Raw genomic sequence first — 23,389 nt, 5'->3', positions numbered from 1 at the left:
TGGTATCCTCATGAAATGTATTAACGAATTTTTAAGAACGGTAATAGCGCAAAAGCTGGGTGCCGAGGTGACCGAAGCAGAAGATAAAACCGCTTTTTTTACTCTTGGCGTGACGTCTCTCATCAGTGAAGAAATCATGACCATATTGCATAAAGAATTTACCGGCCTTTCTGAAACGCTGCTGTTTGAATATCCGAACATTGAGAAATTGAGTGAGTTTTTAAGTGCGCAGAAACGAAATCCCGAAAGCGTTCTTGAATTCAAAGAAACGGAGCCTGATACGGGAAGCCGGCTGGAAGAAGAATTGCTTCCTGTACAGGCGGCTGAAAAGGTGCCTGAACCGGGAACGGACAGGAGCTCTGATATTGCGGTTATCGGAATGAGCGGGATGTTTCCGAAAGCGGAAAACCAGCATGATTTTTGGAACAATTTAATGGAAAATAAAGATTGTGTCTCCGAAATCCCTGAGGACAGATGGGACAGCTCTTATTACTCGGAAGAGAAAACAGCAGAATACGCGTCATATAGTAAATGGGGAGGTTTTATTGATCGTCCGGATCGATTTGACCCGCTGTTTTTTTCTGTTTCCCCGTGGGAAGCTGATTTAATGGACCCTCAGCAAAAATTGTATGTCACGTGCTGCTGGGAAGCGATGGAGGATGCCGGTTACGGGAACCCGGCGGCTAGGCCGACGGATCAAATCGGTGTATTCGCCGGAGTGACCTGGAACGAATATTCATTAATTGCACACGAAGAAGGTTTTCTCAAAGATCAGTATAAAGGCCCCGGCTCCTTATATTGGGGCATTCCGAACCGGGTTTCTTATTTCCTTGATCTCCATGGGCCGAGCATCGCTGTTGATACGGCGTGTTCTTCATCGCTTGTCGCCGTCCATCAGGCTTGTCAGGCCATTATGTCGGGCGACTGTGAAATGGCGCTTGCCGGAGGCGTCAACCTCAGCTTACATCCGCAAAAATACATGTTTTTAAGCCAATCGCATTTCCTGTCTTCTGAAGGAAAATGCCGCAGTTTCGGTGAAGGCGGAGACGGTTACGTGCCCGGCGAAGGCGCGGGAGCCGTTTTATTAAAACCATTGAAAAAAGCGATTGCGGACAACGACCACATCTACGGTGTCATTAAGGGGTCCGCCACTAATCACGGCGGCAAAACGACCGGGTATACGGTGCCGAATCCGGAAGCGCACCGGGACCTGATTTTATCCGCTATAAACAGAGCCGCGGTAAGTCCGGCGGATATCAGCTACATTGAAGCTCACGGAACCGGCACAGCACTCGGCGATCCGATTGAGATACGCGGTCTGTCTATGGCATTTGATAAACAGACCGATGAGAAAAATGACTGCGGAATCGGCTCAGTGAAATCCAATATCGGACATTTGGAAGCGGCTGCAGGGATCGCCGGTTTAATCAAGGTGCTTTTAAGCATGAAACATGAAACGCTTCCCGCCAGTCTGCACTCCGAGGAACTGAACCGCAAGATTTCTTTTTCTGATTCGCCATTTTATGTCGTCCGAAACAACCGGCCGTGGCCGGCTGAAGGAGATAAACCGAGAATCGCCGCAATCAGTTCATTCGGCGCAGGAGGCTCTAATGCTCATCTGATCGTAGGTGCTTATCAGCCAAAACGGCAAGCGGACGGGAATACTGAGCAAAAACCGCATGCGGTCGTACTAAGCGCACATTCCGAACAGCAGCTGAAAGAATATGCCGGGAAATTAAGCTCTTTTCTTACCCGATTGGAAAACCCGCCTTCTGCCGGCGGATACAGCCTGGAAAATATCGCTGCCACCCTATTGTCAGGCAGAGAGCCTTTCTCCTTCCGGCTTGCTGTCATTGCATCATCCCTTTCAGAGCTGAAACAGCGATTGAACGGATTTGTAAGCGGTCACAGAGACGGAAGGCATATTTACTTCGGAAAAGCGTCACCTGGGCGGCCGGACGTTTCAGGCCAATCCGTTTCAGATCCTGAGAAATTTGCCGCGCTGTGGGTGAAAGGCTTTCAAGATTGCAAAAAGCCGGAAACGCCGTATCAGAAAGTTCCGCTTCCTACGTATCCGTTTTTAAAGGAAACGTCCTGGCTGACCGATCAAAAAAAGCGGTATACAAAAAAGCCTCAAAATACCAAAAGTCGTGAAGCGCTGCATCCTCTGCTTGATGAGAATGTTTCATCCGCCCGGAAAGGGACGTTTCAAAAGATATTTTCCAAGGATGAATATTTCTTTAAAGATCATTTAGTGAACGAAAAATATGTGCTTCCCGGAGTCTGTCATCTGGAAATGGCGGCATACGGCGCGGGATTGTGGGGAGAACGCCCGGTCGTCTCTCTTCAAAGTGTGTGGTACATGGAGCCGATTGTGACAGGGACAGACCCAACATCCGTCATGATAGAGTTTGAAGCAGAAAAAGAGCGTATAAGCTATGTCATTAAAGAAAAAGGAGCGGACGGCACCCTCTTTTCGCAAGGAGAAGTGATTTGTAAAGAAAAAGGAGCGCTTTTTGAGGCCCCGGTCTTTCAGCTCCCGGCGCCATTTACGCAGAGAACGGAGCCGAAAGGCATCTATCACTCGTTCTCTAAGGCGGGAATCGTGCAAAAGGACAGTTTTCAGGTCATCCGCGAATTCTCTTATACAGAAAGGAAAGCACTGGCCAAATTAACGCTCCCGTCACACTTGGAAGCCGATTTTAAACAGTACATCCTACATCCGTCCTTAATGGATGGCGCTGTTCAAACTGCAATGGCGCATGTGCTGCAATTTCAAAAAGAGCCTGCGCTTATCGTACCGTTTTCCTTCGGAGAAATACAGCTGCTTGAACCGTTAGCGAAAACCGTATTTGTGCATGCGGAGGTAAAAGCGGCCTCCGTTCACCAATTTGATCTGCATATTTGTGATGAGCGCGGCGTGCTGTTGGCGGCAGTGAAAGATTTTATCATAAAAGAGGTGCAGGAAAGCGCCGGGTTTAACCAAAAAGCCGGCGCCACGCCGAAGAAAAGCCGTGAAACAGAATTGCTTATGACACCGGTTTGGAACACCGTCACCATTCCGGAAACCGGCATGTCTTTCATGCGTGAAGAAAAAATAATCGTCATCGGGGCCGGGCCGGATTTTCAGCAGGCTTTGAAAGAGATGTATTCCGATGTCAGTTTTCCGGACATCACTTCTTTGGACAGCGCGGAACAAATGGCTGAAACACTGAAAGCGCAAGGCTCTTTTCAACACATGATATGGGCGGCACCGGATCATCCCATTCCATCCGTTTATGATGCGGATACGGCCGGCGGACAGGAGCACGGGGTCATGCAGCTTTTCCGGCTGGTAAAAGCGCTTCTGCTTCTGAATTTTGACACGGAACCACTATCATTGACAATCTGCACGTTTCAAGCACAGCCGATTCATGAACATGATGAGGTCAATCCGCTTCATGCAAGCATACACGGATTAGCGGGATCGCTCGCAAAAGAATACACCAATTGGAGCATCCGGCCTCTTGATTTGGAATCTCAAAGGGGAGACCGGCATCTTCCCGATGTCTTTTCTTTACCGGCGGACCCCGAGGGAAATCCGTGGGTCTTTCGTGCAGGTCAGTGGCACCGCCAGCAATTGGCCGTCTGCCAGCCTCATGCAGATGAGCCTTCGTTATACCGGCACGGCGGGGTTTATGTGATAATCGGCGGAGCAGGCGGAATAGGAGAAGTATGGACTGAATATATGATTCAGACCTATCAGGCGAAAATTGTCTGGATCGGGAGACGGAAAAAAGATACACAGATTGAAAGAAAGCTGAAAAGACTTGCGGCTTTAGGTCCCGCACCGCAATATTTCAGCGCGGATGCTGCGGATTATGATTCTCTCAAGCGGGCGTATGACACCATTGTGAAGGAAAATGGACAGGTCCTCGGAATCGTTCATTCCGCCATCGTGTTATCAGACAGAAGCTTTGCCAATATGGAAGAGGATCAGTTCCGCGCTTCACTTTCTGCAAAAACTGATGTCAGCTTGCAGATTGCCCGGGTAGCTGAAGGGGAACCGCTGGATTTCTTGTTGTTTTTCTCTTCGATGATGTCGTTTCAAAAAGCGCCGGGACAGAGCAATTATGCCGCCGGGTGCACGTTTAAAGACGCTTTTGCTAAGCGGATCTCACAAAAAGCGCCGTATGCCGTAAAAGTTGTCAATTGGGGTTTTTGGGGAAGTGTCGGCGTCGTGGCTTCAGAACAATACCGGAAACGGATGGAGCGGGACGGCGTCGCTTCTATTGAGGCGCCCGAAGCGATGAAAACGCTGGAAACCCTGCTTTCCGGACCTCATGACCAGTTGGCGCTGATCAAAATGACAGATCCGGTTTTTATGAAAGACGATCTGAAAGAACAAGTAACGGTTTATCCGGAAAAGATTCCTCCCGCACTCGGACAATTAGCAGTTAACATCATGCAGAATGACGAAGCTGAGCGGTTAAAAGCATCAAGTGTAATGAGCTGCATGAGAGAGATGGAGTCCCTCATCGAAAAAATGCTTGTATCAACCCTTTATGAGATGGGCGCAAGGCTTGATGAGACTTTGCCGTTATTTCAATCAGCTGCCGGCATAACGGAACAATACAGCAGATGGCTGAAAGAGAGCTTTGTCTTCCTGACTGAATTAGCGCAAACGGATCTAGGGCAAATGTGGGAGGAATGGGAGCGGAAAAAAGAGACTTGGCTGCGCCAGAAAGACATGAGGGCGCATGTCAGATTGGCAGAAGAGACATTGCGTGTGCTTCCAGACATTTTAACCGGTAAGCTTCCGGCAACGGAAGTGATGTTCCCTGACTCCTCCTTCCGTCTTGTGGAAGGCATTTACCGCAATAATATCATTTCTGATTTTTTCAATGACAAGCTTGCTGACACATTGATTGCAGTGCTGCGGGAACGTCTGGAAAAAGACCCGCAGGCGAAAATCCGCATTTTAGAAATCGGGGCCGGAACGGGCGGGACAAGCGCCGCGGTCATGAGAAAATTGAAACCGTATGAAGCGCATATTGCCGAATATTGTTTCACGGATATTTCTAAAGCATTTCTTTTACATGCAGAAGACATATTCGGTCCGGAATATCCTTATGTCACTTATAAAATATTCAATGCTGAGCAGCCGGTATCAACAGAAGCGCCGGATATCGGCACGTATGACGCAGTGATCGCGACCAATGTGCTTCATGCGACAAAAAATATCCGCTCTGCGCTGCGCCATGCGAAAGCAATGCTGCAAAAAAACGGCCAGCTGTTTATAAATGAGATCAACAGCCGCACCATATTCAACCATGTGACGTTCGGCCTTCTTGAAGGCTGGTGGCTGTATGAGGATCATGATTTACGGATTCCGGGCTGTCCGGGGGTTAAGCCGGCCGGCTGGTCGGAAGCGCTTTCACTTGAAGGATTCGCCCATCCTCTGTTTCCGGCTGAAGCCGCACACGACTTGGGCCAGCAGATTATAGCGGCTGAAAGTGACGGAATAGTCAGGCTTGCCCTCCCGCAGGCATCAGAAGAAAAACCGGAGCGCCGTCCGTATGACGCAGATGGTCTTTCGGATGATACCTTGCATTTCAGCTTGAGAGAAAAAAGCGTTGAACTGATGAAGAAGTTAATCGGTGAAGCGCTTAAAGTGCCGGCGCATCGCCTTTTATCCCATGAACCTTTAACCGCATACGGATTGGATTCCATACTGGTCGTCAGACTGACCAACGCGTTAAAAGACGTCTTCGGTTCTGTCAGCAGCACTTTGTTTTTTGAATATCAAACCATCGATGAGCTTGCTGATTACTTTCTGTCTTCCCGTAAAGAAGCGCTCGAGCGGCAATTCGGGAATGGACAGGCTCATCCCGAAAACGCCGGACGGGTGCAGACTCCCGCAGAAAGCGCCGCGCCGATTCCAAACGTAAGAGAACGGGGGATCACATATCTGACGGAATTAATAGGAAAAACGCTGAAGATTCCGAGCGGGAGAATGGATCCGTCGGTTTCCTTAACCGCATACGGTTTGGATTCTATTCTGGTCGTCAGGCTCACAAATGCTTTTCGTAACGTGTTTGACCAAATGACCAGCACCCTCTTTTTTGAATATCAGACGATAGAAGAAATCACGGATTACCTGCTTCTTTCTCAGCGGGGAGCATTTATGAAAGCGATGGGTGTGCGTGAGGAGCAGCTGTCTGATCACACAGATAACCTGAATGTAAAACAAAATAGGATTCCTCAAAACGAGGAAGGCAGCAGGACAAACGGAGATTCCTATATCCAGGATATCGCTGTCATCGGTCTGTCAGGCCGGTATCCGGGCGCCGATCACGTTGATGAGCTGTGGGAAAATGTAAAAGCCGGCAGGCATTCTATTACTGAAGTGCCGAAAGATCGCTGGGACTGGAAAACGTTTTATAACGAGGAACGCGGAAAATGGGGGTCCATTTATTCAAAATGGGGCGGTTTCCTCGATGACATTGATAAATTTGATCCGCTGTTTTTCCGTATATCTCCCGCGGAAGCTGAAAGGATGGATCCGCAGGAAAGGTTGTTTCTGCAGACTGCTTATTCAAGCATTGAAGATGCGGGGTATACCCCGGCCGCGCTTTGTGACAGCCGGAAAATCGGAGTCTTTGTCGGTGTGATGAACAGCAATTACCCGACAGTTCCCAGCGACTGGTCTATCGCAAACAGAGTATCGTTTTTGTTCAATTTTCAAGGGCCGAGTATGGCTGTGGATACAGCATGCTCTTCTTCTTTAACAGCTGTCCATCTCGCCGCAGAAAGCCTGCGGAGCGGAATGAGTGAAACAGCGATTGCCGGCGGAGTCAATCTTATCGTTGATCCGGCCCACTATGAGCGGCTGTCCGCTTTTTCAATGCTGTCTCCCGGTGATAAATGCAAATCTTTCGGAGACAGGGCGGACGGTTTTGTTGACGGTGAAGGAGTAGGGGCGATTGTGTTAAAGCCGCTTGCTCAAGCGGAGAAAGACGGCGATCATATTTACGGCGTTATCAAAGGAAGCATGCTGAACGCAGCAGGCAGGACAAACGCTTATATGGTGCCGAATCCGAAAGCGCAGTTTGATCTGATCGCAGAGACGTTGAAACGGACAGACATTCACCCGAGAACGGTCAGTTACTTGGAAGCCCACGGAACGGGCACTGCGCTCGGTGATCCGATTGAAATCGACGGGTTAACAAAAGCTTTTCGCCTGACAACAGAAGACAGGCAGTTTTGTTCCATCGGTTCAATTAAATCAAATATCGGACATTTAGAAAGCGCTGCCGGGATTGCGGGGATCACCAAACTGCTTTTGCAATTGAAACATAAGAGGATTGCCCCTTCATTGCATGCGGCGGAATTGAATCCGAATATTGAGTTTGAGCACACTCCGTTTTTCGTACAGCAAAAAGAAACGGAATGGAAACGACCTGTCTTGAATATCACGGGTGAAATGAAGGAATACCCGAGAATTGCCGGCATTTCCTCGTTTGGAGCAGGAGGTTCAAACGCACATGTCATCATTCAGGAATATGTGCCGTCTGACAGCCTGAAACCAATGGAAAACGCGTCTGTTTCTCCGCAAAAACCGGCTGTTATTATTTTATCAGCGCGAAATGAGCAGCAATTGACAGAGCGCGCCCGCCAGCTTCTGGATGATGTCATAAGAAAAAAACGTTCTGACGGAGATTTGGCCAAGATCGCTTACACGCTTCAGGCGGGAAGAGAACCGATGGCTGAGCGGCTTGCATTTACGGCCGAGTCGATAGAAGAGCTGAAAATGAAGCTTATGAGTTTCTCAAACGATCATAATATCGAACATGCTCATATCTGGCGGGGCAGGACAGCCAAACATCATTCATTGGCGGCTTCGCTCACTTCTGATGAAGATATGGCGCTTACCATAAATGCCTGGCTGAAAAAAGGGAAATACGGAAAGCTGCTTGACCTTTGGGTTAAAGGACTTGACGTTGATTGGTCAGCTCTTTATCAGCGCAACCCGGGCCGCATCAGTCTCCCGGCTTACCCTTTTGCCAAAGACCGATATTGGGTCACAAAAGCTGATGTGTCACTTGACAAAACAGGCTCAGCGGAAAGTGAGAAAGCAGCCAGACTTCACCCGCTGCTCCATGCGAATACATCGACCTTTACCGCCCAGCGCTTTACTTCTGTTTTTTCAGGGCGTGAACCGTTTTTTGCCGATCATATCGTCAATGGAAAACCGGTGCTTCCGGGCGCGGCTGCTTTAGAAATGGCCCGGGCCGCCGTTACGCTTGCCGCTGAAGACTTGCCGGACGGGAAAGCGGGTGTCCGGCTCAAACAGATTGTTTGGCTCCGTCCGGTGACGGCGCTTTCTGAAGGAGTGACGCTTCATGTAAAGCTTCAGCCGGAAGAAAACGGAGACATCGCTTTTGAAGCGTATGCCGAAGGGGAAGAGCCGCTTGTCTTTTTCCAGGGAAAGGCCGTGCTCGAAGAGACGGAGCGTGCTCCTGTACTCAATGTGGAAGCGGTTCAGGCGCGCTGCGGCGGCCGGCGCATGTCAAAGGCTGAGTGCTATGAAGCATTCGACAGCCTCGGCATCACCTACGGACCGTCTCATCAGGCGCTTGACGCCGTCTATGCCGGGAGCGGAGAAGTGCTCGCGAAGCTCACTCTTCCGCCGTCCGCCCGTGAAGAAAAGGAGCCGTTCATCCTGCATCCGAGCATGCTGGACGCCGCCCTTCAGGCTTCTATCGGTCTCGTGCTCTCAGACGGTTCCGCGTCCGGACGGCCGTTTCTGCCGTTTGCCCTGCAGGATATGCAGGTGTTTTCTGCGTGCCGTGAGATGATGTGGGCGGTGCTTTCCTCAGCGGACGGCGCCTATCATATTGAGCTGTGTGATGAAAACGGCGCGGTATGTGTCCGATTGACGGGACTCACCGCCCGTTTTCTGGAAGAGGAAACGGGGGAAAAACCGCTCTTGCTTCAGCCAAAGTGGCAGGAATCACCGCCGGGTGAAGGCGGACAAGAAGAGTCTTTCAGATACGTGACGCTGTATTGCGGAATGAATGCGGAGGACATCAGCGGCGCCGTATGTGCGGCTGACGGAAAAGGTCCGCTTGAGGACCGTTATGACGCCTGCGCGGCGGAGCTGTCAGCGATCGTCACCCGTCTTATCAAAGAAAAACAGAAGAAAAAAACGCTGATCCAGCTTCTTGTCCCCGACAGGGGGGAAGACAATGTATTGGCGGGGCTGGCCGCTTTTCTGAAAACGGCTCACCTTGAACATCCAAAGCTGTACGGCCAAGTCATCCAAGCCGATCCGGACGAGTCAGCATCATCGCTTCTTGCCAAACTGAAAGAAAACCGGGTGCATCCTGAACAAGCGGAAATCCGTTATGAAGACGGCAAACGTCTCGTCAGAAACTGGCGTCATCTGCCGGCCTCTCAAAGCGGTACCGTTCCGTGGAAAGACGAAGGGGTTTACCTCCTCACCGGGGGAGCGGGCGGCATCGGACTGATTTTCGCTGAAGAAATAGCCTCCCGCGTCAAAAACGCCGTCCTCGTATTAACGGGAAGGACGGAAGCGCTTGATGAAGACCGCTCCGCCCGCTTACGGCGCTTGGAAGCGTCGGGTGCCCGCGTATTGTATCAACCGGTTGACGTGACAGACAGGGCGGCGGTCATCGCCCTCGTCCGCGGCATACAGGAGGAGCACGGAACACTCGACGGGATCATTCACGGCGCCGGCGTGATCGCTGACAACTACATTCTGAACCAGACAGAAAACGAACGGAAGACCGTCATGGCGCCGAAAGTGAAAGGGCTTATCAATCTTGATGAAGCAGCGAAAGATGTGCGGCTGGACTTTTTCATTCTGTTTTCTTCCTTGGCGGGAGGAATGGGAAATCCGGGGCAGGCCGGTTATGCGGCAGCCAACGCATTTATGGATGTTTATGCAGCCCGCCGAAACCGTCTCGTGCGGGACAACAAGCGGAGCGGGCAGACTCTGTCCGTCAACTGGCCGCTTTGGGAAGAAGGCGGTATGCGCGTGGACAAAGAGACAGAACGGCTGATGTATGAACAGACTGGAATGAAAGCCATGCGATCGGCTTCAGGCATCCAAGCGCTTTATGCCGCTTTTGCCTCCGGAGAACACCAGGTCATGGTGGCGGAGGGCGACGAAAAACAGATTCGCAGCCATATTTTCGATCTGGACGAAGAACAAAGCGCCGCCGGACAAGCTGCGGCAGAGACAGATGCAAGAGATCTGAAAGATCGGGTTCAAGAGAAACTAAAGCGGCATGTATCAGATCTTTTAAAGGTAAGCATTAAAGATATTGAGGCTGACAGCGAACTGACGGAATACGGATTTGATTCGATCATCTTCACTGAATTTACAAATCTATTAAATCGGTCTTACCAGCTTGAGCTCAGCCCGACTATCTTCTTTGAATTTCCGACATTGCGCAAACTGAGCGGCCATTTGATATCTGAATGGAAAGAAGCATTCAGCGGCTTAGAAAGAGAGAGTTTAAAAACCGCCCCAAAAGCCGGAAAAAGAAAAGCTGAAGCTCCGGCGGCCGTTCATGTCAAGCGGGAAACCCCCGTATCCGTAAAAGGAAAATCAGAAGAAAAAGCCGAACCGATAGCCATTATCGGAATCAGCGGTATTTTTCCGCAAGCGAAAGACATAGATGAATTCTGGACACGTTTATCAAAAGGAGAGCATTGCATCACAGAAATTCCCCGAGATCGCTGGGATTGGCGTGAATATGACGGCGATCCGGCAGCGGATGCAAATAAAACGTCAATTAAATGGGGCGGTTTTATAGATGGAATCGCCGGGTTTGACCCGCTGTTTTTCGGGATATCTCCGAAAGAAGCTGAAATGATGGATCCTCAGCAGCGTCTATTAATGATGTATGTGTGGAAAGCCATTGAAGACGCGGGGTACTCAGCAAAACGGATTGCCGGAACAAAAACCGGCATTTTCACCGGCACATTGGGAAGCGGATATCAAACCTTAATCAATAAGGCGGGTCTTCCTGTCGAGGGGTATACGATGACCGGAATCGTGCCGTCCGTCGGGCCGAACCGGATGAGTTATTTTCTTGATATTCACGGGCCGAGCGAGCCGATAGAAACCGCTTGTTCAAGCTCTTTAGTCGCCATTCACCGCGCGGTAAAAGCCATTGAAACGGGAGATTGTGATATGGCGGTCGCAGGGGGCGTCAACACGATCATCACGCCTGAAGGGCATATCGGTTTTCAAAAAGCAGGCATGCTCAGTGAAGACGGGCGCTGCAAAACATTTTCTGATCAGGCTGACGGTTATGTCAGAGGAGAGGGTGCTGGCATGATTGTCTTGAAAAAGCTTTCAGAGGCTGAGCATGACAGGGATCACATCTACGGCCTCATCCGCGGTACAGCGGAAAATCATGGCGGACGCTCAGCGTCACTTACCGCGCCGAACCCGCAGGCTCAGACGGATGTGCTGAAAAGCGCTTATCAAAAAGCCGGTATTCACCCGTCAACGATCACTTATATAGAAGCGCACGGAACTGGAACGGCACTCGGAGATCCGATTGAAATCAATGCATTGAAAAAAGCTTTCCAAACAGACGGGGCTCCGGGCGGGTATTGCGGGATAGGCTCAGTGAAGACAAATATCGGACATTTGGAGCTCGCAGCAGGCATTGCGGGCGTTATCAAAGTATTGATGCAGCTGAAACATCGGACGCTCGCTAAAAGTCTGCATTGCGAGAACATCAATCCCCATATCAAATTGAAGGACAGCCCGTTTTACGTTGTGACAGAAACAAAGGAATGGGAAGCGCTGCGTGATGAAAACGGCCGGGTCCTGCCCCGCCGGGCGGGTGTAAGCTCATTCGGTTTCGGAGGTGTCAATGCGCATATCGTTATTGAAGAATACATGGGCAAAAGTGAAACGGAACAGCCGGAAACCCGTGAGAAAGCGTCATCTCTTTTTGTTTTGTCGGCTAAAAATGAAGAGCGGCTGAAAGAAAGAGCGCGTCTCCTTCGCGATTTTATCAAAAACGGATCATCCCGCCATATCGATCTTGCAGATGCCGCATACACACTGCAGACCGGACGGGACGCGATGGAATCGAGGCTGGGAATCATTGCAGACTCCGCAGAGGAACTGACTGAAAAACTGAACGCATTTCTGATGGGAAAAAACAGCGAAGATATCATCAGCGGCCGTAAAAAACGCGAGAATAACACGATCTCCATGTTCTCAGACGATGAAGACGCTGCTGACCTCGTCAGCGCCTGGATTGAGAAAAAGAAATACAAGAAAGTGCTGCGGCTCTGGGCAAACGGATTTGACACGGATTGGGAGCAGCTGTATACGGACAGTAAGCCGCGCCGCATCAGCCTGCCCTCCTATCCGTTCAGAGCAGACCGTTATTGGGTGCCGAAACAGGAGCGGCTGCCGCTTTCGAATCAAAAAACAGTATTATTGCAGAAAACATGGGAGCCTTGCGAGGCAGTGTCTTCATCCGAGCCGTTCAGCAAATTAGCGCTCATCGTCTCTGAGGATACAAAAGACTTTGCCGCCGAGGTGAAAAAACAGCTGAATGATGCTGACATTGTGCAGGAAAATCAGCTCATCTCTTTCTTACAGGATCCGAATGCGGCCATCTATTCCGGGTTTATTGACTTCACCGGCTGCGGCTCCCGACAAAAGCGTCAGGACGTCAGCTGGGCGGCATCGCTGCAGCAGCTGATTGAATACGGCCGCGGACAAGAAAACATGAAAATGCTTTATCTTACAAAAGGGCTTGAATCTTTCAAAAATAAGGCTGCCGCTATGCATGGTATTGAAAAAGCGGGGCTTTATCGCATGCTGCGGCATGAATACAGCCATATTCTCACCTGTCACGCCGATATTGATCCTGAAGAGCCGCTGGAGCAGACAGCCGCTTTTATTAAAAAAGAAATTGAATCAGATTTAACGGAGTCTGCTGTTTGCTACAGGAACGGCATGCGCTTCAGCTATGTTCTTCGGCAGACTGATCAGATTGAACCAGGAGCCGTGCAAACAGACCGGACTGTGTTTCCAAAAGACGCCGTCCTGATGATAACCGGAGGAACGCGCGGACTCGGCGCTTTATGCGCCAAGCATTTCGTTTCCGCATACGGTGTGAAGAAACTGCTTCTGACAGGCAGAAAGGAGCTGCCGCCGAAAACCGAGTGGGATCTTGAGCAAACAGACCCTGTTGTTTCGGAAAAAATACAGCTTATCCGGCAGCTGGAATCACAAGGCGTAAAAGTGTGCGTCTCAGCAGTTGATCTGACGGATAAGCAGGCCGTCGGACGGCTTATAAAAGAGGTAACCTCAACGCTCGGACCTATCGGAGGCATTCTGCATTGCGCGGGAATTGCGGACCGTGAAAACCCTGCTTTTCTCCGCAAATCCAAAGACAGTATCGCGCGGGTGCTCGCCCCGAAAGCAGACGGCCTCCACGGTCTGTATGAGAGTGTAAAGGATGATGCGCCGGCATTTTTCGTCTTGTTTTCATCTGTCTCGGCAGCCGTCCCGATTCTTGCGGCGGGTCAGAGCGATTATGCGATGGCAAATTCTTATATGGACTATTTTGCAGAAAACAATGAGAGCGGCATTATTAGCATACAATGGCCGGCATGGGATGAGACGGGCATGAGCAGGGATACAAAAAGCGGGATGTATCAGCAAACGGGATTGCTGCGGCACTCTGACGCGGAAGGTCTCAAGATGCTTGATTACATTTTAAGAGAAAGACCCGGAGCTGTCGTGCTGCCGGCACAAGTGAAACATGATTGGGACATCAAAGTGCTGGAAAACGCCAAGTCAGCCGCCCATAAAGGAATGAGAACAGCTGCCAAACCTCCTGAAACAAAAAAACGGGAACATAACCGGATTGACATTCAATCTTGGCTGAAGTCGCTTTTGGCAAAAGAGCTGAGTATCGATGAAACGCATATGGATATCGATGTGCCTTTTCAGGAATACGGAATGGATTCTATCTTTCTGGCGCAAGTGCTGACAAAGATTGATCAAAAACTGCCGTCTGTTTCAATTGATCCGACTGTCCTTCTGGAACACCCTACTATAGAACAGCTCGCGGATTATTTAGCCGCACATTGTCCGGAAGCTTTTTCGGCAGATGCAGCGGTTCCCGCGGAGAAGTTCCCTTTGCAGAAGACGCCGAAACGGAGCAAAAAAACGGCAGATAAGCCCGGGAAACGGGGAAAGGTTGCGATCATCGGCATGGCCTGTCATTTTCCGAAAGCGGGGGATATAAAAGAATTTTGGAAGAATCTCCGCAGCGGAACGGATGCCGTCACTGAAGTTCCGCCGGACAGATGGAACGCCGGGGAACACTATCAGCCGGGTGAATATCAAGAAGGAAAAAGCATCAGTAAATGGGGCGGTTTTATTCACGATATTGATCAATTTGACCCGGGGTATTTTAATATTTCAGAAACGCTGGCACCGATGATAGACCCGCTGCAAAGGCAGTGGCTCGAAGTGAGCGCGGAAGCTTTGGCTGATGCCGGTTATAAAAAAGAGGATCTCTGGGGCCGCCGTATCGGCGTTTTTGCCGGTGCAAGGGCAGGTGCGTTTCATCAGAAATTTCAATATTTGCAAAAAGACGCGATTATTGGGGCGGGGCAAAATTTTATTACCGCACATATGGCGCACATTTATAACTTTACAGGGCCCAACCTGGTCGTAGATACGGCCTGCTCCAGTTCGCTCACGGCAATTCATTTGGCCGTGCAGGCTATTCAAAATGGAGAAGCGGAGGCGGCCTTTGCGGGCGGAGTTGACATTTTGCTTGATGAAAAACCTTTTCTCACCATGAGCGCGGCGAGAATCTTATCGCCAAATGGCCGTTCAAAATCTTTCGATGCCGATGCGGACGGAACAGGAATCGGAGAGGGCTGCGGTGTGCTGATGCTGAAGCCGCTCGAAAAAGCGATAGAAGACGAAGATAAAATATACGGCGTTATTGACGGCTCTGCGATAAATAATGACGGCAGCACAATGGGCGTGACGACGCCGAATCCCCGGGCACAGCAGGACTTGATTGAGCAGGCGGTTCAATCAGCGGAAATCGATCCGGACACCATGACATACGTAGAGACGCACGGAACCGGTACGTTGATCGGCGACCCGATTGAATTAAAAGGATTAACCAATGTCTTGTCTGCTTATTCCGATGAAAAACAATTTTGCGGTGTAGGAAGCGTCAAAAGCAATATCGGCCACTTGCTGAGTGCGGCGGGCGCGGCGGGAATCATCAAAGTTTTGCTGGCGATTGCCAATGAAGAACTGCCGCCGACTTTGCATTGCCATAAACCGAACCCCCGCTTTCAATTTAATGATTCGCCGCTTTATCCTGTGCTTGAGCTGAAGCGGTGGAACGGAAAAAAAGAGATACTCAGGGCCGGGGTCAGCGCGTTCGGTTTGGGCGGGAATAACGCTCATATTATTGTTAGCAATGAAGGAATTCCGAAAGAACGAAAAGCGGCCATGGAACCGAAAGGCGGCCAGACAGTATACCGAAAACAGCGGTATTGGCCTGAAAAAGCACAGTTGCCTGAAGCGGAAGAAAATGAGGCGGGCACAGAAGCAATGTTTGAAATAAGCGAGGTGTGATAGATTGGCAGTTGCTACCGATCAAGTCAAAACGTTCCTGCAGAAAATCAGCCATACGAATTATATCGTCCGGGATCATCGCGTTCATCAAATCCGCGTCCTCCCGGGCGTGACTTTAATAGATATGCTGTATCGGCTCGCCGCCGGGTATCTCGGTGAACGGCCTATAGAATTAAGACAGATTATTTTTAAGCAGCCTGTTGTAACATCTGAAGAGTTTGATAAACACCTGTATGTCACCTTTACGCCGGCGCGTGACAGCTGGAAAGTTGAGATCACAAGCGAAAAAGCAAAAAACGGCACACCGCTTGGCGGAAAACGGGATGAGAATATGGAATGTCAGCTTTATTTGCAAAAAAACACGCCCCGGGCAAAAGAGCTGAATATTGAAGCATTCATGAAAAACGCAAGCCGAAAATGGGACATGCATGACATTTACGGAATTGCAAGAAGAAGCCATATTGAACATGGCGAGTTTATGAAAAATGAAGGGGCCGTTTATCAGCTTCAGGATAAAGAAGAATTAATGGAGCTCAGTCTGAGTGATTTGGCTGAAGGATTCCGGGAGAAATTTAAGGCGCATCCGGCTTTTTTAGATGCGTCCACCCTTGCCGGCTCTTCCTTTGCATTGTCGGCCCAAAAACAGAATGACACACCTTATATTCCTTTTATGATCAATCGTTTTTGCATATATCAGCCGTTTCCGAAAACGGTTTACACTTATTCTGCGAAAAACAGCCGCACTGAAAGCGGCGCATCAGATAGCGAACCTGATTTTTATTCGGCCGACTTCACGATTTACGACAGGGCAGGGAACGTATTGGCCGAATGTGAGAAACTGACAGTAAAAAGGGTCAGACAAGCGAATATGATTACCCATCTGATAGACAAAGAGAAGCCGCCTCAGCAGAACAGAAGCGGCCGTGGCGAGCCCGAAAATCATGTGGCCGCAGAAGACGTGTCTGAACAACAAACGCCGGAACAAAACATGGTGACTTACATAAAGTCGGAAATCGCCAGGTTGATCAATCGTCCGGCACAGGATATTGATGTGCGGAAAGGCTTTTATGATATGGGGCTTGACTCGGCGCATTTGCTGAAGCTTGTAAAGATATTAGAGCAGACTTTTCAGCAGCAGTTTTATCCGACACTGCTTTTTGAATATTCATCTGTCCGCCGCCTTGCGGATTACCTTATCAATGAAGCGGGCTGTGTGCTGAAAGATTCGGCCGAAGAACGGCATACATCAGAAGCTGACATTGCTGATGAGGTTCTGTTTTTTGAACCCGCCTGGAAAGATCAGCCGCTGGAAACGGCAGTGCAGAACGGGCAAAAACACACCCGTCATCTCATTATCGCTGCCGATGCAGGACCCCGTCTCACCGATGAACTCGGCACATATTGCCCGGAAGCGGAAGTGATAGAACTAAAAAAGGAGCATGAGGCTGCAGATGAGCAGTTTGAAGCAGATGCCGAGCGCATATTTCGTATGCTCAAACGGGAACTGACAGACCATCCGAAAGAACATACATTGATTCAGCTTGTATGTGCCGCTGAGGATGGAGCGGCATTGTCTTCCGCTCTCGGGGCTATGCTGAAAACGGCACATCTTGAAAATCCGGCTTTTCGCACTCAGGTGATCACCTTCTGTAACAAGAATGAGAGATTGCCAAGTGAGACGGCTGCAATCATTAGAACAGAAGCAGACTGCTCTTATGCGGGCTGCACAGACATTCGGTATAAGGACAATATGCGGCAGATCAGATTGTTCGAACGTATTGAGAAACCGGACGGGCAGACACAGTCTCCTTGGAAACAAAACGGCGTATATGTCATTACAGGAGGCCTCGGCGGTCTTGGATTTCTGCTTGCCCGTCACCTTGCAGAAAAAGAAAAGGTGAAGCTCGCACTCATCGGCCGTTCGCCGGAACAGTCTGAGAAGATCAGCAGACTGAAAGCATTGGGCGCAGAAGTTCTTTACGTTCAAGCGGACATCGGCAGCAAAGCCGAAACAGAGCGGGCATTTGCTCAGATTACAGAAACTTTCGGCCGGCTGACGGGCATTTTTCATTGCGCCGGTGTTTTAAAAGATCAATTTATCATCCAAAAAGACAGTTCTGATTTGAAGCAGGTGTTCCTGCCGAAAATCAGCGGCCTGATTCATGCGGACGAAGCTTCACGGCATGAACCGCTTGAATTTTTCGCCGTATTTTCCTCATTTTCGGCGTTGGCCGGAAATGCGGGCCAGACAGATTATGCCGCAGCGAACGCTTTTATGGATGAATATATGAAATATCGCGATTGCAAAGCGGAAAAAGGCGAACGGACCGGGGCTTCTATGACGATCAACTGGCCGCTTTGGGAAGATGGCGGCATGCAGGTTGACAGCTTGATGAAAGAGATCATGAATGATGCAACCGGCACCAGCCCGATTCCGGCCGGGGAAGGGATGGCTTCACTTGAATATATGCTGCGTCTCGGCAAGCTGCAATCCGTTATTTTATACGGGAAGGAGCCGGCTGTAACTGAAAGCATGGCCCGATTGGTTCCGATGGCAGACAAGAACCGCTCTTCATTATCCCATGCAGCTGTCAAGAGAAGGAGCCGAAAACAAGAGAGACACACAGAAGAGCACGATATTGCGGTAATCGGATTGGCAGGAAGATACCCGCAGGCGGGAAGCATCGATGAATTTTACCAAAATCTGCGCTCAGGTAAAGACTGCATCACAACAATGCCGAAAGACAGGTGGAAAGGTTATCCTTTCTCCTATGAAGCAGATCAGTTCTATCGTTACGGAGGCTTTTTAGATCGCATAGACTGCTTTGATCCGCTGTTTTTCAATCTGACTCCGCGCCAGGCTGAAATGATGGACCCGCAGGCGCGGCTTTTTTTAGAGACGGCTTGGGAAGCTTGTGAAGATGCCGGTTTTTCTCAGGACAGAACGGCGCGCGGGCCATCTTCACAAAAGAGAAAACGCGTCGGGGTATTCGCAGGTGTGTTTTGGAGCCATTATGAGCTGTTCGGCGCTGAAATCACACAGCGGGGCACACCGCTGTCTATGGGCGTGACGCCTGCCTCTGTTCCGAATATCGTGTCTCACTGCCTGAACTTTACAGGGCCGTCAATGGCTGTTGATACGATGTGCTCTTCTTCGCTCACATCCATACATTTGGCATGTGAAAGCATTAAAAGGGGAGAGTGCGAATTCGCCATTGCCGGCGGTGTTAATGCGGTGACACATCCGCATAAATATGCGTTTTTGGCGAATGCCGGATTTCTGTCTTCAGAAGGCGTCTGCAAAAGCTTCGCCGCCGGCGGTGACGGCTATGTGCCGGGAGAAGGCGTCGGCGCGGTGTTGCTGACAACCGTTCAAGAAGCGGAAAGAAGGGGCTGTCCGATATATGGCGTCATAAAAGGCTCCGCTTTAAACCATGTCGGAAAAACATCCGGTTTGACAGTGCCTGATCCGGCATCACAGGCGGAAGTCATTACAGATTCTTTTCAGAGTGCCGGCGTTGATCCGGAGACACTGAGCTATATTGAAGCCCACGGAACAGGCACGTCTCTGGGTGATCCGATTGAAATTGAAGGGCTGAGCCGCGCATTCCGCAAATGGACAAACAAGAAGCGGTTTTGCGCCATCGGCTCTGCCAAATCAAATATCGGCCATTTAGAAGGAGCCGCCGGAATCGCCGGATTAACAAAGGTGCTTTTGCAGCTGAAGCATGGAGAAATCTTTCCGTCATTGCACGCGGACACGCTGAATCCCCATATTCCATTTTCGGACACGCCGTTTTATGTTGCGGATCGGCTGGTAGAATGGGAACGGCCGTTACATCCTGACCAGCCGAGAAGAGCGGGTTTAAGTTCTTTTGGCGCCAGCGGGAGCAATGCCCATTTTGTCATAGAAGAATATCTGCCGCCGCAGGCTGAAAAGAAATCGGTGAGTATACGGGAAGACGAGCCGGTTCTGTTTCTGCTTTCGGCAAAAAATGAAGAACGCCTATTAGAATATGTAAAACGGTATGACCGCTTTTTACGGGAAAAAGAAGTCAACCTTAAAGACCTGGCCTACACGCTTCAAGCGGGCAGAGAAGCGATGCCTGAACGGCTGGCATTTATCGTTACATCCGTTTGCGGCCTGCAAGCGAAACTGAAAGATGTGCTTGAACGGAAAACAGAAATTGAAGGGTGTTTCCGCGGACGTGCTCACGACGATATGTCATCAAGTGGAATGGCCGAGTTTTTGAAAAACAAGCAATATTCCAGATTGCTCACTGAGTGGACAAAAGGAGCCGCCGTTGACTGGAGCCGGTTATACGAAGGAGAGAAGCCGAAACGGGTCAGCCTTCCTGTATATCCGTTCGCGAAGGAGCGGTATTGGGTGCCTGTGCCTGCGGATATCCGGAAACAGACAGACGAACCGGCGGAAAACCAAAAGATCATTCTTCAAAAAGAATGGAAGCAGCAAGATCCGGCGGAATCTGAAGCATTATCAGGAACAGTAATGATACTTGCAACTGATAAGACGAGGCGATTGGCCGATGCTCTTTTTAAAGGAAACGGCCATATTGAAACGATCTGCTTCATTCATCAGGCAAAAGACGGCGCCGATTATTACGCCGCCGCATCGGGGCGAAACCTTTACGGCAGAGTGCGGGAGTCTCTTAAAAACAAACAGATACTCGGGGTCATCGACATAACCGCATATGATGCGGAATATGAACGGCAGGAAGAGATAGAACACGGAAAGCTTGCCTTTTTACAGCAGGCTCTTGAATCATTCCGTCATAGAGGCGCTGTGTTCAGCCAAGTGACACACCGCCTCCAGCCTTTCAAGGAAAGTAAACCTCTGATGCAAGGGGCGAAAACGGCGGGGCTGTACCGGATGCTGGGCGCTGAGTATACCAACATTCATTCTTTTACGATAGATAGCGATTGTGCGATTGAGCACACAGAAGAATTAAGCAGACAGATTGAGACTGAATTTTTACAGCCGCGGGCCAAAAGCGGCAGTGAATGCTGCTACAGGCTGAATCGCCGTTATGTGCCGTTTCTGAAGCAGGGTATGAATGTTTCGGCTGCGCCTGAGCTTTCCTATTCGTCTGATGATGTGCTGTTAATAACGGGCGGATCGCGCGGGATCGGCGCAATTGCGGCGGAGCATGCCGTTTCATGCGGATGCAGGAAACTGGTCATCATGGGGCGGGAGCCGCTTCCTGATTCCTCAAAGTGGGCAGACATGAAAAACGACGGCATTCTCCCGGAAAAGGCCGAGCGGATGCAGAGGTTAGCCGAGCGGGGCGCGGAGATCCGTTATTACAGCGTTTCTCTTACGGATCAAAAGGGCCTCCGGAAAATGACAGACAGCATCCGCGGCACGATGGGACCGATTACCGGCGTTTTTCATTGCGCGGGTGCAATGGGAGAACACCCCGCTTTTTATAACAAAACCGAAACGGAAATCGAAAGCGTTTGCGCGCCGAAAGTAACAGGGCTTCGCAGTCTCTATGAAGCCGTTCAGAATGAGCCGCTGTCGTTTTTTATTTTGTTCTCATCCGTTTCGGGTCAGATCCCTTCGCTTGCTGCGGGGCAAAGTGACTACGCGATGGCTAATTCATTTATGGACTCTTTTGCAAATCATCAAGCAGGTAAAGGAAACGTGTTTGTTAAAGCTGTTCAGTGGCCCGTCTGGAAAGAAACCGGCATGGCTGAAGGCCTGCCGGAAACACCTGCTTATCAAAAATCAGGACTTTCCAGGCTGTCTGCCGAAGACGGACTGAAGTTTTTAGATTACATCATATTAAACGGACAAAGCTGCGGAATTCCTTGTGTTCCCGAAGACAGTGAGGCTGATTTTGGTGATCTTTTGAAGGTGAAGAAATCTGAAGCTCCCGTGAAAAAAAGCATTTCCAGTGACCAAAAGGTGAAGGATACGATTCGTCAATGGGTGCGCACCGTTTTCAGCGAAGAACTGAAAATGACGGATGAGCAGATAAAAGATGATATGCCGTTTGATGAATACGGGATTGACTCAATACTCTTTGCGGAATTGGTTCAATCATTGCAAAAACGGATCAGCATAAAGCTAACACCGTCCTTCATGCTTCAATATCAAACGATTACAGAAATGGTTGACTATTTCGCAGTGCATCATAAAGCCGATTTTGTGACAAAAGAAAATGGTTTCGTTCAAGACATGGACGTCCAGCCTGATGTAACCGCCGCCGCTGAAGAGAGAACATCCATGAAGCCGAAAGCGGATACCGAAGACGATATTGCCGTCGTCGGCATGTCCTGCCGTTTTCCGGGGGCGGGCGGAACGGATGCTTTTTGGGAGCTGCTGATGAAAGGGAACACCGCCATCCGGCCTGTCCCCGCATCGCGCTGGCATGCAACAGCGCATACAAAGGATTATGCGGGATGGACTGATGATATCGACATGTTTGATGCGGGCTTTTTCGGCATCTCTGAAAAAGACGCGGCAATTATGGACCCGCAGGCGCGGATCATATTAGAAGAAGCGGTTCATTCCGTTTATGATGCCGGGTACGGACAAAAGGATTTGTCGGGCCGGAAAGTCGGCGTGTACATCGGCGGCAGGGCGCAGCCTTCAGCCGGTATGGAACATATCCTGCAGGCGCCTAACCCGATTTTGGGGGCGGGGCAAAACTATTTGGCGGCCAACATTTCACGATTTTTTAATGTCACAGGGCCGAGCCTTGTCGTGGATACAGCATGTTCCTCAGGGCTGATCGGGCTGTCCTTTGCAAAAGACGCCCTTTTGGCCGGCAGGATTGACGCGGCCTTAGTCGGTTCGGTGAGTCTGCTCTTATCTCCGTCCGCGCACCGGTTATTCGGAGCGCGCCATATTTTAAATGAGAACGGCGTGTTTCATATATTCGACCGTGAATCAGCGGGAGAAGTGCTCGGAGAAGGAGCGGGGGCGGTGTTTATCAAGCGATTGAGCGATGCGGTGCGGGACGGAGACCGTATTTACGGCGTCATAAAAGCCGTCTCGGTAAACAATGACGGCAGGACGCTCGGTCCCGGTTCACCGAATATAAGAGCGCAGAGAGACGTCATTCAAACTGCGCTTAATATGGCGGAAAAGTCGCCCGAAGACATTGGATATATAGAAGTGAATGGAGGCGGTTCCCCAATCGTTGATTCGGTGGAAATCAAGGCGCTCTCAGATGTCTATCAGCTGGACCGGAAAACGCTTCTGCCCTGCCGGATCGGATCGGTGAAACCGAATGTAGGGCATTTGCTTCTGTCTTCAGGACTTGCGGGCTTCATCCGATGTGTGCTGAGCGTCTATCATAAGCGGATTCCGCCTTTCTTATCAGCGCGTGAGCCATTTGAACATTATGACTTTGAAGCGTCGCGTATTCATTTTAATCGTGAACCCGTTGATTGGCATTCAGAGAAGAAACCCCGCGTCGCAGCTCAGAGTTCATTTCCTGACGGCGGGACAAATGCTCATATCCTCGTTGAAGAATACAGGGGTGAAAGGCAGCGGGAACATCACCGGGCGCCCCAGCCGCCGGAATTCAGAAAAAAACACTACCCGTTTTTGGGCGGCTGGAACAGCACGGAAAATGAAGCGGAAAAAACAAGTAATGAAAAAACGGACATTGTGGATCTTTTAAAGAGATATGAGAAAAAAGCAGAGACAAGCACTGCACCTGCAGACTCGTTTTGGCAGGTGACAACGTGACG

Annotated in this window: 2 protein-coding genes; both read left to right on the top strand. The window is 50.1% G+C overall.

Annotated elements, in window-relative coordinates; translation table 11 throughout:
* The first annotated feature begins 10 nt into the window (after window positions 1–10).
* Window positions 11–15,664 carry an SDR family NAD(P)-dependent oxidoreductase gene (locus Y79_RS0119615; RefSeq protein ID WP_016939198.1) on the top strand — a complete coding sequence of 5,218 codons (15,654 nt, stop codon included), beginning with the start codon at window positions 11–13 and terminating at the stop codon, window positions 15,662–15,664.
* Window positions 15,665–15,668: 4 nt separating this feature from the next.
* On the top strand, window positions 15,669–23,387 hold the full coding sequence (locus Y79_RS0119610) for an SDR family NAD(P)-dependent oxidoreductase (RefSeq protein WP_016939197.1): 7,719 nt from the start codon (window positions 15,669–15,671) through the stop codon (window positions 23,385–23,387).
* Window positions 23,388–23,389: the final 2 nt, after the last annotated feature.

This window comes from Bacillus siamensis KCTC 13613, from assembly GCF_000262045.1.
GTDB classification, from domain to species: domain Bacteria; phylum Bacillota; class Bacilli; order Bacillales; family Bacillaceae; genus Bacillus; species Bacillus siamensis.
Note: the sequence above shows the minus strand (reverse complement) of the source record. Positions and strands in the feature narration are given on the sequence as shown.

Coding starts and splice junctions, on each gene's coding strand:
- Y79_RS0119615 (WP_016939198.1), top strand. CDS start 11: ATGAAATGTATTAACGAATTTTTAAGAACGGTAATAGCGCAAAAGCTG.